Raw genomic sequence first — 12,210 nt, forward strand, 5'->3', positions numbered from 1 at the left:
CGCTTAGCGCACCTTCAACGTGGCGAGACCGATGAGCACCAGCACGACGCTGATGATCCAGAAACGGACGATGACCCGGGGTTCGGGCCAGCCCTTCAGTTCGAAGTGGTGGTGGATCGGCGCCATGCGGAAGATGCGCTTGCCGCGCAGCTTGAAGCTGCCGACCTGGAGCATCACCGACGCCGTCTCCATCACGAAGACGCCGCCCATCACCAGCAGCACGATCTCCTGGCGCACCACGAGCGCGACCGTGCCGAGCGCGGCGCCGATGGCGAGCGCGCCCACGTCGCCCATGAAGACCTGCGCCGGATACGTGTTGAACCAGAGGAAGCCGAGGCCCGCGCCGGCCAGCGCGCTGCAGAAGATCGCCAGCTCGCCCGCGCCCGGAATCGCCGGGATGCCGAGGTATTCGGAGAACAGCTTGTTGCCGGCGAGGTAGGCGAAGATGCCCAGCGCGCCGGAGACCAGCACGCTCGGCATGATCGCCAGGCCATCCAGACCGTCGGTGAGGTTCACCGCGTTGGAGAAGCCGACGATGATGAAGTAGCCGACGACGATGAAGAGCACGCCGAGCGGAATCGCCACCTGCTTGAACAGCGGCACGTACAGCGCGGTCTCCGCCGGGAGCTGATGCGTCTGGTAGAGGAACACCGCCGCGCCAAGGCCGAACACCGACTGCCAGAAATACTTCCAGCGGCTGGCGAGGCCGCGGCTGTCCTTCAGCACGAGCTTGCGGTAGTCGTCGTAGAAGCCGATGCCGCCGAACAGCACCGTCACCGCCAGCACCACCCAGACGTAACGGTTGCCGAGGTCGGCCCACAGCAGCGTGGCGATAGCGACCGCGAAGATGATGAGCAGCCCGCCCATCGTCGGCGTGCCGGCCTTGGAGAGGTGCGTCTGCGGACCGTCGCTGCGCACGACCTGCCCGGCCTTCAGCGCGGCGAGCTTGCGGATCAGCGCCGGGCCCAGCAGCAGCGACACGGCGAGCGCCGTCAGCGCGGCCATGATCGCGCGGAAGGTGATGTACTGGAAAAGATGCAGCGACGTGAAGTGCCGAGCCATCCATTCCGCCAGTTCAAGCAGCATGGGATGCTCCTTCAGCGTATTTCTTCATCGCAGCCACGACCCGGTCCATGCCGGAAGAACGCGACCCCTTCACGAGGCAGGTCACGCCCTCGTGGATCTGCGCGCAGGCGGCTTCGATGAGGCCTTCCTGCGTCGCGAAATGCTGCGCACCGGCGCCGAACGCCTCGACCGCGGCGGCGCTCTTCGCGCCCGTGGCGAGAAGACGCTCGATGCCGCGCTGGTGGGCGAGGCGACCGATGTCGGCGTGCATCCTCACCGCTTCCGGGCCGAGCTCCGCCATGTCGCCGAGGATCAGCCAGCGCTCGCCGCGTGCCAGCGCGAGCGTGTCGATCGCCGCCGCCGCGGAACCGGGGTTCGCGTTGTAGCTGTCGTCGATCAGCGTCCAGTGGCCCGGCATCGGCTCGAGGTTCAGGCGGCCCGCGACGTGCGGTACCTGCTCCAGGCCTTCGACGATCGTGTCGACCGGCACGCCGAGCGCCGTGGCGATGGCGGCGGCCGCGAGCGCGTTCGCCACGTTATGGCGGCCGGGCAGCGGCAGGTGCACGTCGCCGTCGCCGTGCGGCGTCGACAGCACGAAATGCGTGCCGTCGATCCGTTCTTCGACGATGTCGGCACCGATGTCCGCGCGATGGTCGAGCGCGTAACGCAGGATCGTGCGCGAGCCGGCGAGATTGGCGAAGAAGCCCGAGAAACGTTCGTCATCGGCGTTGATGATCGCGACGCCGTCGGCAGGCAGCGACTGGTACAGCGCGCCCTTGGTTTCGGCGACGCCTTCGATCGTGCCCATCCGCTCAAGATGCGCGGCGGCGATGGAATTGACGAGGCCGATATCGGGCCGCGCGATGGCGGCGAGGTAATCGATGTCGCCCGGCTTGCCGGCGCCCATCTCGAGCACCGCGTAGCGCGTGTCTTCCGGCATCGCCAGAAGCGTCAGCGGCATGCCGATCTCGTTGTTGAAATTGCCGGCGTTGACGTGCGTGCGGCCGTGGCGCGAAAGAATCGACGCCGTGAGCGTCTTCACCGTCGTCTTGCCGTTGGAACCCGTGATGCCGACGACGCGAACGTCGCGCTGCGCGCGCACCGCGCTGGCGAGATCGCCGAGTGCGAGCTGCGTGTCGTCGACGATCACCTGGGGAATCGGCGCGTCGACGGGATGCGTCACCAGCGCGGCGACGGCCCCGCGCGCGGCGGCCGCGGCGACGAAATCGTGCCCATCGACGTGCTCGCCCGGCAGCGCGACGAAGAGGTCGCCCGGCCTGAGCGTGCGGGTGTCGATGGAAAAGCCGCCCACGTCCCCGTCGGCGCCCTGAAGGCGGCCACGGGTCCAGAGGGCGACGGCGGACAGGCGCATCATGCGCGGACTCCTTTCTTGCTGGACGCCATCGCTTCGCTCGCGACGGCGAGGTCGTCGAAGGGGCGCTTGCCCTCCGGACCTTCCTGATAGGTTTCATGGCCCTTGCCGGCGATCAGCACGACGTCGTCGGCTTTCGCGTCGGCAAGCGCCAGGGCGATGGCGTGCGCGCGGTCGCGCTCCACCATGATGGTTTCCGGGTGGGCGAAGCCCGCCACGATCTGGGCGACGATCGCGTCGCCGTCTTCGGTACGCGGATTGTCGTCGGTGACGATGACGACGTCGGCCAGGCGCTCGGCGATCGCGGCCATCAGCGGACGCTTGCCCTGATCGCGGTCGCCACCGGCGCCGAACACGCAGATCAGCCGGCCCTTGGTATGCGAACGCAGCGCCATGAGCGCCTGCTTGAGCGCATCGGGCGTGTGCGAGTAGTCGACCACGACCAGCGGCTTGCGGCCGTCGCCGCCGAGCCGGCTCATGCGACCGTTCACCGGCTGCAGCGATTCCAGCGCGGCGTGGATGCGATCGAACGGCTCGCCCAGCGCGCCGAGAACGGCCGCGACGGCGAGCAGGTTCGCCACGTTGAACCGGCCGAGGAGCGCACTGCGCACGGTGCGCATGCCCCACGGCGTGTTGAGGTTGAACGAGAGTCCCTTGGCCGACGTCACGACGATGTCCGCGCGCACCTCGGCCTCTTTTTCGGTCGCGTCGGACGCCATCGACGTGCGCAGCTTCTCTACGCCGTCGGGCAGACCCTTGGCGAGTTTCGCGCCGAACGGGTCGTCGACGTTGACGACGGCGGCGCGCAGGCCATCGAAGGCGAACAGCTTCGCTTTCGCGGCCCCGTACGCTTCCATCGTGCCGTGGTAATCGAGGTGGTCGCGCGTGAGGTTGGTGAACACGGCGACGTCGAACGCGATGGCGTTCACCCGCCCCTGCTCCAGCGCGTGCGACGACACTTCCATCGCCACGTGGGTCGCGCCGGCATCGCGGAACTCGCCGAGCAGCGCCTGCATGCGGATGGCGTCGGGCGTGGTGCGCTCGCCTTCGGCGATCGCGCCGTGCAGGCCCGCACCGAGCGTGCCGACAGTGGCCGGCTTGCGCCCGAGGAAAGCCAGCGCCTGGGCGATCAGCTGCACGGTCGAGGTCTTGCCGTTGGTGCCGGTGACACCGATCATTTCGAGCGACGCCGACGGATCGGCGAAGAAACGCGCCGCGATCGCACCGGTCTTCCCACGCAGGCCCTCGACGGCGATCACCGGCACGTCGATGCCCGGCGCGTCGTACGGCGGTTCGGCCAGCACGGCCGTGGCGCCGTTGGCGACGGCCTTCGCGGCGAACGCGATGCCGTGGTCCTTCGTGCCGCGCAGCGCCACGAAAACGTTGCCGGACCGGATCTCACGGGAATCGATCGCGAGCCCCGAAACGACGAGATCGCCGGCACCGGTGGCGTCGGCGAATCCATCGAGCAGGTCGGCGAGGCGCATGGTCATGGGACCACCTCTTCCGCCGCGCTATCGTCCGCCTGCGGCGGTGCGTTGGTCGTGCCGATCAGGCCACCCTGGCTGGGGCCGCCGGCATACCAGCGACCGACGTTGTCCGGTGCGATGTCGAGAAGGCGCACGGCGCCTTCCATCACGCGCGCGAAGGCCGGGCCGGCGACCGAGCCACCGTAGTAATGGCCGCCCTTCGGATCGTTGATGACCACCACCGTGACGAGGCGGGGGGCGCTGGCCGGGATCATGCCGACGAAGAGCGAGATGTAATTGTTCGAGTAGTAGCCGCCGACGGAGTTCTTGTGCGACGTACCCGTCTTGCCGGCCACGCTGTAGTTGGCGACCGAGGCGAAGCCATAACCCGTGCCACCCGGGGCGACGACGGTCTCGAGCATGCGGACGATCTGGTGCGCGACCTCGGGGGTCACGATCTGCTGCGGATCGTTGTCCGCGCCCTTGATGAAGGTCGGCGAACGCAGCGCACCGCCGTTACCCAGCGCGGCATAGCCGCTCGCCAGCTGCAACGGGGTGACGTTGAGGTTGTAGCCGTAGGCGAGGCGCGATTTCTCGATCGGCTTCCACGTGCGACCGACCGGCAGGTAACCCGCGGCTTCGCCGGGGAATCCGCTGCCGGTGCTGTTACCGAGGCCGAACGACTTGTAGATGCCGTAGAGGAAGTCGGTGTCGAGCGTCATCGCGATCTTCGCGGCGCCGACGTTGGACGACTTCGTGATCACGCCGGTCGGCGTGAGCGTGCCCCAGTTGTGCGTGTCGCGCACCGGATGGCCGCCCATCATCCACGTGCCCGGCGACGTCTCGATCAGCGGCGCGGTCGGCGTGTACTTGCCGCTGGTGAGCGCGGCCGCCATCGTGAACGCCTTCATGGTGGAACCCGGCTCGACGACGTCGGTCACCGCGCGGTTGCGGCGCTCGGACGGGGTGCTCCCGCGCACGGCGTTCGGATTGAACGACGGCAGGTTCGCCATGCCGAGCACTTCGCCGGTATGCACGTCCATCACGACGATCGAGCCGGAGTCGGCCTTGTTCTTTTCCAGCGTGTCCTTGAGCGCGCTGTACGCGAGGTACTGGATGCGGCGATCGATCGACAGCGTGAGGTCGCGGCCGGGCTGCGGCTCGCGCACCAGTTCGACGTCCTCGACGACGTGGCCCATGCGGTCGCGGATCACGCGCTTCGCGCCGGGCTTGCCGGCGAGCCATTCGTCGAATGCCAGCTCCAGGCCTTCCTGACCGTGATCGTCGATGTTCGTGAAGCCGAGGATGTGGCTGTTCACCGCGCCCGATGGGTAATAACGACGGTACTCGCGCTGCGCCGAGATGCCCGGGATCTTCAGGTCGACGATCGCCTGCGCGTCTTCCGGACGCATCTGGCGCGCGATGTACATGAATTCCTTGTCCGCGCGCTGGGCGATCTTCTGCTTCAGGTCGTCGGCGTCGACGTGCAGCGCCTTCGCGAGCTCCGGGATGCGCTCCTCGTTCTCGAGCACTTCCGGCGGGTTCGCCCAGATCGAGGCGACCGGCGTGGACACGGCGAGCGGCTCGCCGTTGCGATCGAAGATCGTGCCGCGCGACACGGCGATCGGCATCTCGCGGAGGAAGCGCGCGTCGCCCTGGTCCTGATAGAACTGCTTGCGCACCACCTGCAGGTCGAACGCGCGGACCACGAGGCCGGACGCGGCGACGCACAGCACGGCGACGATCACCGTCATGCGCTTGCGCGGGCTCGGGCCCTGGCCGCGGCGGCGGCTGGGCACGACGGGCTTGCCGTGACGGGCCCTCATCGGCGCACCAGCTGGATGTCCTGCGGCTTCGGCGTGAACATGCCGAGCTTGCCGCGGGCGTCGGCATCGATGCGGCTGGGCTCGGCATACGTCGCCTGCTCCAGTTCGAGGCGACCATATTCGACGCCGAGGTCGTCCTTCTGCGACTGCAGGCGCGAGAGCTCGACGAAGAGCACGCGGCTCTCATGGCGCGTCCAGACCACGCCGATCGCGCTGGCGATGACCGCCAGCAGCAGGATCGAGAGGCAGATCGCGCCGAAGACCTTCATGCGAGTTTCTCCGCCACGCGCAGCACGGCCGAGCGCGAACGGGGGTTCGCGGCGACTTCGGCCGCGGACGGAAAGATCGCCTTGCCGACCGGCTTCAGGCGCGCGAGCTTCGCTTCGGCGGGCGGACCGCGACGGCTGCCCTGCACGCGCCCTTCGTGCGCGCGGATGAACTGCTTCACGGTGCGGTCTTCCAGCGAGTGGAAGCTGATGACCGCGAGGCGGCCGCCGACGTTCAGCAGCTCGAGCGCGGCGTCGAGACCGCGCTCGACGGATTCCAGTTCAGCGTTCACGCGGATGCGCAGCGCCTGGAAGGTGCGGGTAGCGGGATTCTTGCCCGGCTCGCGGCGACCGACACAGCCGGCGACCAGCGCGGCGAGTTCGCCGGTGCGCTCGACGGGCGCGGTCGCGCGACGCTCGACAATCGCTTTCGCGATGCGCCGGCTGAAGCGCTCTTCGCCGAAGGTCCACAGGACGTCTGCGATCTCGGCTTCGTCGGCATCGCGCAGGAAATCGGCGGCGCTGATGCCGCGTGTGGTGTCCATGCGCATGTCGAGCGGCGCGTCGGACATGAAGCTGAAGCCGCGGGTGCCGTCGTCGAGCTGCGGCGACGACACGCCCAGGTCGAGGAGGATGCCGTCGAGGCCGCCTTCGAGCGCGGGCCATTCGCCCATCGTGGCGAAGTTGTCGTGGCGGAGCGAAACGCGCGGGTCGGTGGCGAGGCCCTGCTCGGCCACGGCGATCGCGGTCGGATCGCGATCCATGAGAAACAGGCGACCTTCGTTCGAGAGGCGGGCAAGGATCGCCCGGGCGTGTCCGCCGCGGCCGAAAGTCCCATCCAGATAGCGCCCGTTCTCGCGCACTGCGAGACCCTCCACCGCTTCGTCGAGCATCACAGGGATGTGCACATCGCGCCCCGCCATCGCCACATCCCGCTCCCGTTCCACCGAAAACCTCGAATTAGTACGTCGTCACAACCGCAGCTCCGCCATGTCGTCGCTGATCTCGTCCTCGCCGATCGTCTGGCGGATCTTCGCGAGGTGAGCCTGTTCGCTCCACAGCTCGAACTTGTTACCCATGCCGAGCAGGATCGCTTTCTTTTCTATGCCGGCCGCCGCTCGTTGGCTCGAAGGAAGGAGGATGCGGGCCGCCCCGTCGGGCTCGACGATGGCCGCGGCACCCACCAGCTTCATCTGCAGCGCGCGGTGAACGGCCTTGACGCTTGGCAATGCATTGACCTGGTCACGCACCTGTTCCCACTCCGCGTACGGAAAGATCCAGAGGCACCCGGTCTCGAAGGGGTTGTAGGCGACGACCAGACGATTCGCACACGCGACAGCGACCTGATCCCGATACGAGGTCGGAATCGTCAGACGACCCTTGTCGTCGACCGTGATGGCTGTCTCGCCCTGGAACATGTCTTGTTGGCCGCCCCACCAAATCCCACGATTTCACACTGGAGCCCACGATAGTCTCGCCCCCTGAGACTGTCAAGGAATTTTTTCTTGTGAATCAAGGAGAAAGGCTACGTTCATGACCATTTCCAGCCATTTCTGAGGAAGGACTGGAAGGTGATTGAATCGTGGGGTTTTTTTGCGATGCGCTTCGCGTTTTCAGGAACGATGTGAAGGACAATTCACGCGGACCGATGAACTCACGTTCATGGAAGATGCGGGCCGCAAGCGGCTGACAGGTGGGAGCCAGCCTGCTGGCGATGGCTGCTCGCGGCGAGCATCCATCGCCAGCAGGCTGGCTCCCATCAGCGTCGCGAAGAAGTTGGAGTCGGCCTGTAAGCCGGGTTCTGTGCGTCTTGCGACGTGACAGTCATTCTTCTCGGCCTGGCGTCGCCACCAGGCTCTAGCAACCTACCCGGGAACGACGCGGGCCGCGTCATGGTTCCCTTATTTGGTCTTGCTCCGGGTGGGGTTTACCGTGCCGTGCGACGTTAGCCCCGCACGCGGTGCGCTCTTACCGCACCCTTTCACCCTTACCTGATCCCCTTGCGGGGCCATCGGCGGTCTGCTCTCTGTTGCACTGGCCGTCAGCTCACGCTGCCCAGGCGTTACCTGGCACCCTGCCCTATGGAGCCCGGACTTTCCTCGAAGCGCACACGGCGCCTCGCGACTGTCTGGCCGACTCCACGGAGGAGTATAGCCGACGGCGCTAGAATGTCCGGCTTCACCGCACCGGCCGCTCCCATGTCCACCTCCCGCCCAGGCACGCTCCACGTCGTCGCCACGCCGATCGGCCATCGCGACGACATCGGCGCGCGCGCCATCGAGACGCTGCGCCGGGTGAAGGTCGTCGCCGCCGAGGACACCCGCCATACGCGACCGTTGCTGCAGCATCTGGGCATCGACACGCCGTTGCTCGCCCTGCACGACCACAACGAGCGCACGGCCGTGGAAGGCATCGTCGAGCGCCTGCGCGCCGGCGACGACGTGGCGCTCGTGTCGGATGCCGGCACCCCTCTGATCAGCGACCCGGGGTTCCGCCTGGTGCGGGCCGCCCGTGCCGCCGGCTTCCGCGTGAGCCCGGTGCCGGGCCCGAGCGCCGTGGTCGCGGCGCTGTCCGTCGCCGGACTGCCGAGCGATCGCTTCGTGTTCGAAGGTTTCCTGCCCGCGAAGGCCGGCGCGCGGCGATCGCGCCTGGCCGAGCTGGCCGGCGAGCCCCGGACCCTCATCTTCTATGAATCGTCGCATCGCATCCTGGAATCGCTGCAGGACATGCGAGACGTGTTCGGCGCCATGCGCGAGGCGGTCGTCGCGCGCGAGCTGACCAAGATGTTCGAGACGGTGCTGGATGGCGCCCTGGAAACGCTCGTCGGGACGGTGGCCGCCGATCCCAACCAGCAGCGCGGCGAGTTCGTCGTGATGGTCGCGGGACGCGAAGCGGGCGAAGACGAACGGCTGGCCGAAGGACTTCGCGTCTTCGGGATCCTGAAAGAAGAGCTGCCGCCCGCGAAGGCGGCGAAGATGGCCGCGGCGATCACGGGTGCGCCGCGCAAGGCGCTTTACGGATCCTAGAACCTGCTCCGGTGGGAGCCAGCCTGCTTGCGATCACGCCGCCGCGAGCCCCCACCGCCGGTGGGCTGGCTCCCAGCGGTCGATCGAGGTCCTGCAGAACGACTCACGCCGGCCTCGCAAACCGATGGGCTATGATCCTGTCGTTTCGGCGCCGGGGCGCCACCGCGTAGCCAAGGAACCCTTTCGATGCGATCGATCCGTGCCACCACCTTCGGCATCCTGCTTTCCGTCGGCCTCGCCGGCTGCGTGACGCAGGGCGGTGTTCCGCGTGCCAGCGCACCGTCGGGCGAGGCGACGCAGGCGGCGCAGACGCTCTACATCAAGGGTCAGTTCGATCAGGCGGCGCAGGCTTACCTCGCACTCGCCGCGCAGGACAGCGCGCATCGCGACTATTACAAGCTGCTCGCCGCGGAGTCGTTCCGCCAGGAAGGCGCGCTCGATCGCGCGGAGCCCGTCGTCGCCGACATCCGCCGGTCGCGTCTCGAAGGCGAGGACGCGCTTCGTTTCGACGCGCTGCGCGCCGAGATCGCGCTGAAGAAGAACGACCCGAAAACGGCCCTGTCGCTCACCGGCAAGCCCGACGCCCGCGTCTCGCCGCAGATCGACCAGCGCCTGGCCGAACTCCGGGCGCGTGCGCAGGCCGCCGCGGGCGATCCGTGGAGCGCGGCGCAGACGCGCATCGAACTCGACGGCAAGCTGCGCGGCATCGATCGCGAAGAAAACCGCAAGCAGATCCTGGTGCTGCTCACCGGCCTCGGCGCGCAGCCGCTCGCCGATCGCGGCGCGGCGCTGCCGGCCAACGACCCGATGCGCCCCTGGGTCATGGAAGCGCAGGCGCAGCTCGGCAACGTGAACCGTGCGCCGGCCGTGCTCGACCAGGCCGTGGGTACCGTCAGCGGCGACAAGGGCGTTCGCGAGGGCTACAAGGTGCCGACGAAGGTGGCGCTACTGCTGCCCCTGTCGGGCCCTCTCGCCGGTGCGGGTGCCGCGATCCGCGATGGCTTCTTCACCAGCTACATCGACGCGTCGCATACGGACGCCCCGCGCCCGGAAGTCGTCGTGTACGACTCCGGCAACGATGCGCAGCACGCGGTGAACGCGTACGACAAGGCCGTCGCGGACGGTGCGCGCTTCGTCGTCGGCCCGCTCAATCGCGACGGCGTGTCGGCGATCTTCGCCAAGGGCGCCCTCCCCGCGCCCATGCTCACGCTCAACTACCCCAACGACAATCGCAACCTGCCGCCGGCGGGCGCCAACGAATTCGGCATGCTGCCGGAAACCGAGGGCGCGCAGGTCGCCGACCACATGTACGACCGCGGCATCCGCACCGCGACGGCGATCGTGTCCACGGACGATTTCGCCCGTCGCGCGGGCAACGCGTTCAAGGCCGAATGGCAGGCACGTGGCGGCACGCTCGCCAGCCAGGTCACCCTCGATTCGGCCAGCATCGACTTCGCGTCGCAGCTCTCCGAGCCGGTCGGCGAAGATCCGGCCACCAGCGGCGTCTTCCTCAGCATGAAGCCGCAGCAGGCCCGCCTGCTGCTGCCGCAGCTGCGCCTGGCGAAGAACACCCTCCCGGTGTTCGCGACCTCGCACGTCTATGGTGGCGGCGACGATCCGACCGCGGATCGCGATCTCGACGGCGTGGAATTCTGCGACGCGCCCTGGCTGTTCGACGCGCAGCCGGGTCTGCCCCGCCGTTCCGAACTCGCCAACGCGATCCCCGCGACGAAGGGCGTCACGGCGCGTCTGTTCGCCTTCGGCATGGATGCCTGGGGCCTCGTGCCGTACATCGACTGGATGCGCGGGCATCCGGGCAGCTACCTGCCCGGCGCCACGGGTCAGCTCGTCGCGGACGAGTTCGGTCGCGTGCGTCGCGTACTCATCTGGGCGCGGTTCGCCGACGGCGTCGCGCGCCCGGTCGCCGGTAGCCTCGAGCTCGAAGCGCCGGCGGCGGCTCCGACCGTGGAGAACGGCGGGGCCTGATCCCCGCCGGCGCGAACCTGCAAGGAGGTTCGCGTGACCACGAGCAAAGCCACCCCTCTCCGCGCTACCGGCGACCGGTTCGAATCCGCGGCGCGCACGTTCCTCGCGGCGCATGGTCTGCGCCTGGTGCAGGCCAACTTCCTCTGCCGGCACGGCGAGATCGATCTGGTGATGCGCGACGGCGACACGATCGTCTTCGTCGAAGTGCGGTATCGCCGCGGCGCCGCGTTCGGCGGCGCGCTCGCTTCGGTCACGTTCGCGAAGCGGCGACGGCTGATCAGCGCCGCGCACATCTGGCTGGCAGGCCGCCCTTACGACGCGCGGCGACCATGCCGGTTCGATGTGGTGGCGTTCGACGGGGACCGGGTGGAGTGGGTGCGAAACGCTTTCGAGGCTTGAATCGCCAGCAGGCTGGCTCCCACCCGCTACGGACCTACCGAAGGGTGGTAGCCAGCCTGCTGGCGAACGGGATCGCGATCAGGCCGCCGCGACGAATTCCTCGCGACGCATCGCCGCCAGTTCGGCGACCGAATCGATCGTGATGTCGGGCGGCGTTTCTTCGAGTTCCTTGCCCGCCGCCGCCGCGTAGTGACCCTGCTTCACGAAGACCGTGGTGACCGCGTCGCCCATGAGCTTCTTCATGGCCACGAGGATGCGCGGCTTGTCGTCGACCATCACGTAATGGTCCGCCGGGTACTGGCGACGCATGTCGTCGAGCATGTCTTCCTTGTGCACGTAGATCAGCACATCGCCATGGAAGGCGTCCCACAAGCCCGCACGGCGGATCTTGCGCGGCTGGAACACGGTATCGCCGTCGGACATGATCACCGGCCGGCCGATCGTCCGCAGGTGCGCGATGGCTTCGGGTACGCCCGGGAACCGGCGCTCGTCGAACGGGTAATCGAGCAGGAAGAACGACAGCGACATGTACGACGGGCTGCTTTCCTGTCCGCGCAGGCGTTGCAGCGCGCCGAGGTAATCCGCATAGCCGACTTCCGCACGGATCGTCTTGTCGATGTCGGCGTAACGCGCTCGCCCGTCCGCGCCGAGCTCGCTTTCGAGGCGCGCGGCGAGATCCGCGCTGAAGCGGTCGTTGTCGATCAGCGTGTTGTCGACATCGAACAGGAAGACGATGGAATCGTTGCTGGACACGGAAAATCCTTGGACGAAGAGCGGTTCCCCGCTATATGGGGACGGCAA

General features: G+C 68.0%; 11 protein-coding genes and 1 other RNA gene. 3 read left to right on the forward strand and 9 right to left on the reverse strand.

The genetic code is table 11. The annotated features are described in order from the left end of the window. Positions 1–3 precede the first annotated feature (3 nt). The 8 genes from mraY to rnpB all read right to left on the reverse strand — a co-directional run bounded on the left by mraY (position 4) and on the right by rnpB (position 8,138). Entirely contained in the window at positions 4–1,086 is a 1,083-nt protein-coding gene (gene mraY, locus BMX32_RS04225; protein ID WP_089974877.1) for a phospho-N-acetylmuramoyl-pentapeptide-transferase, read from the reverse strand. Next, the gene (gene murF, locus BMX32_RS04230; protein ID WP_089974879.1) at positions 1,076–2,440 is read right to left on the reverse strand and encodes a UDP-N-acetylmuramoyl-tripeptide--D-alanyl-D-alanine ligase; all 1,365 of its coding nucleotides are present in this window, start codon (positions 2,438–2,440) and stop codon (positions 1,076–1,078) included. Before murF ends, mraY begins: the two co-directional genes overlap by 11 nt. Beyond that, positions 2,437–3,930: a UDP-N-acetylmuramoyl-L-alanyl-D-glutamate--2,6-diaminopimelate ligase gene (locus tag BMX32_RS04235; RefSeq protein ID WP_089974882.1), complete on the reverse strand. Its 1,494-nt coding sequence runs from the start codon at positions 3,928–3,930 to the stop codon at positions 2,437–2,439. Before BMX32_RS04235 ends, murF begins: the two co-directional genes overlap by 4 nt. Further along, positions 3,927–5,732 (reverse strand): peptidoglycan D,D-transpeptidase FtsI family protein, encoded by a 1,806-nt coding sequence (locus BMX32_RS04240; protein ID WP_244511403.1) that lies wholly within the window; start codon positions 5,730–5,732, stop codon positions 3,927–3,929. The genes BMX32_RS04235 and BMX32_RS04240 overlap by 4 nt, the downstream gene beginning before the upstream one ends. Then, complete coding sequence (gene ftsL, locus BMX32_RS04245; RefSeq protein ID WP_043695774.1) at positions 5,729–6,001, reverse strand: cell division protein FtsL; 273 nt, start codon at positions 5,999–6,001, stop codon at positions 5,729–5,731. Before ftsL ends, BMX32_RS04240 begins: the two co-directional genes overlap by 4 nt. Beyond that, on the reverse strand, positions 5,998–6,921 hold the full coding sequence (gene rsmH / locus BMX32_RS04250; protein ID WP_089974885.1) for a 16S rRNA (cytosine(1402)-N(4))-methyltransferase RsmH: 924 nt from the start codon (positions 6,919–6,921) through the stop codon (positions 5,998–6,000). Before rsmH ends, ftsL begins: the two co-directional genes overlap by 4 nt. A 48-nt stretch (positions 6,922–6,969) precedes the next feature. Beyond that, on the reverse strand, positions 6,970–7,416 hold the full coding sequence (gene mraZ, locus BMX32_RS04255) for a division/cell wall cluster transcriptional repressor MraZ (RefSeq protein WP_089974888.1): 447 nt from the start codon (positions 7,414–7,416) through the stop codon (positions 6,970–6,972). A gap of 356 nt (positions 7,417–7,772) precedes the next feature. Continuing rightward, positions 7,773–8,138, reverse strand: an RNA gene (rnpB, locus tag BMX32_RS04260) — RNase P RNA component class A. Between the two features lie 58 nt (positions 8,139–8,196). Between rnpB and rsmI the strand changes: the two genes are divergently transcribed. From rsmI to BMX32_RS04275, 3 genes are all read left to right on the forward strand, one after another. Continuing rightward, positions 8,197–9,024, forward strand: a complete 828-nt coding sequence (rsmI, locus tag BMX32_RS04265; protein ID WP_170843558.1) for a 16S rRNA (cytidine(1402)-2'-O)-methyltransferase — start codon at positions 8,197–8,199, stop codon at positions 9,022–9,024. 186 nt (positions 9,025–9,210) lie between these two features. Further along, positions 9,211–11,010: a penicillin-binding protein activator gene (locus BMX32_RS04270; RefSeq protein ID WP_089974892.1), complete on the forward strand. Its 1,800-nt coding sequence runs from the start codon at positions 9,211–9,213 to the stop codon at positions 11,008–11,010. Between the two features lie 33 nt (positions 11,011–11,043). Next, the gene (locus BMX32_RS04275) at positions 11,044–11,409 is read left to right on the forward strand and encodes a YraN family protein (RefSeq protein ID WP_089974893.1); all 366 of its coding nucleotides are present in this window, start codon (positions 11,044–11,046) and stop codon (positions 11,407–11,409) included. A 78-nt stretch (positions 11,410–11,487) separates the two neighbouring features. Here the strand turns inward: BMX32_RS04275 and BMX32_RS04280 are convergent, their stop codons facing one another. Then, the gene (locus BMX32_RS04280; protein ID WP_089974894.1) at positions 11,488–12,162 is read right to left on the reverse strand and encodes an HAD family hydrolase; all 675 of its coding nucleotides are present in this window, start codon (positions 12,160–12,162) and stop codon (positions 11,488–11,490) included. Between the last annotated feature and the right edge of the window lie 48 nt (positions 12,163–12,210).

Source organism: Luteibacter sp. UNCMF331Sha3.1 (assembly GCF_900109915.1).
GTDB lineage: Bacteria > Pseudomonadota > Gammaproteobacteria > Xanthomonadales > Rhodanobacteraceae > Luteibacter.

Bases quoted from the DNA above. Each gene is read 5' to 3' on its own strand.
- murF (WP_089974879.1), bottom strand. From the start codon at position 2,440: ATGATGCGCCTGTCCGCCGTCGCCCTCTGGACCCGTGGCCGCCTTCAG.
- rsmH (WP_089974885.1), bottom strand. From the start codon at position 6,921: ATGGCGGGGCGCGATGTGCACATCCCTGTGATGCTCGACGAAGCGGTG.
- mraY (WP_089974877.1), bottom strand. From the start codon at position 1,086: ATGCTGCTTGAACTGGCGGAATGGATGGCTCGGCACTTCACGTCGCTG.
- BMX32_RS04270 (WP_089974892.1), top strand. From the start codon at position 9,211: ATGCGATCGATCCGTGCCACCACCTTCGGCATCCTGCTTTCCGTCGGC.
- BMX32_RS04235 (WP_089974882.1), bottom strand. From the start codon at position 3,930: ATGACCATGCGCCTCGCCGACCTGCTCGATGGATTCGCCGACGCCACC.
- rsmI (WP_170843558.1), top strand. From the start codon at position 8,197: ATGTCCACCTCCCGCCCAGGCACGCTCCACGTCGTCGCCACGCCGATC.
- mraZ (WP_089974888.1), bottom strand. From the start codon at position 7,416: ATGTTCCAGGGCGAGACAGCCATCACGGTCGACGACAAGGGTCGTCTG.
- ftsL (WP_043695774.1), bottom strand. From the start codon at position 6,001: ATGAAGGTCTTCGGCGCGATCTGCCTCTCGATCCTGCTGCTGGCGGTC.
- BMX32_RS04240 (WP_244511403.1), bottom strand. From the start codon at position 5,732: ATGAGGGCCCGTCACGGCAAGCCCGTCGTGCCCAGCCGCCGCCGCGGC.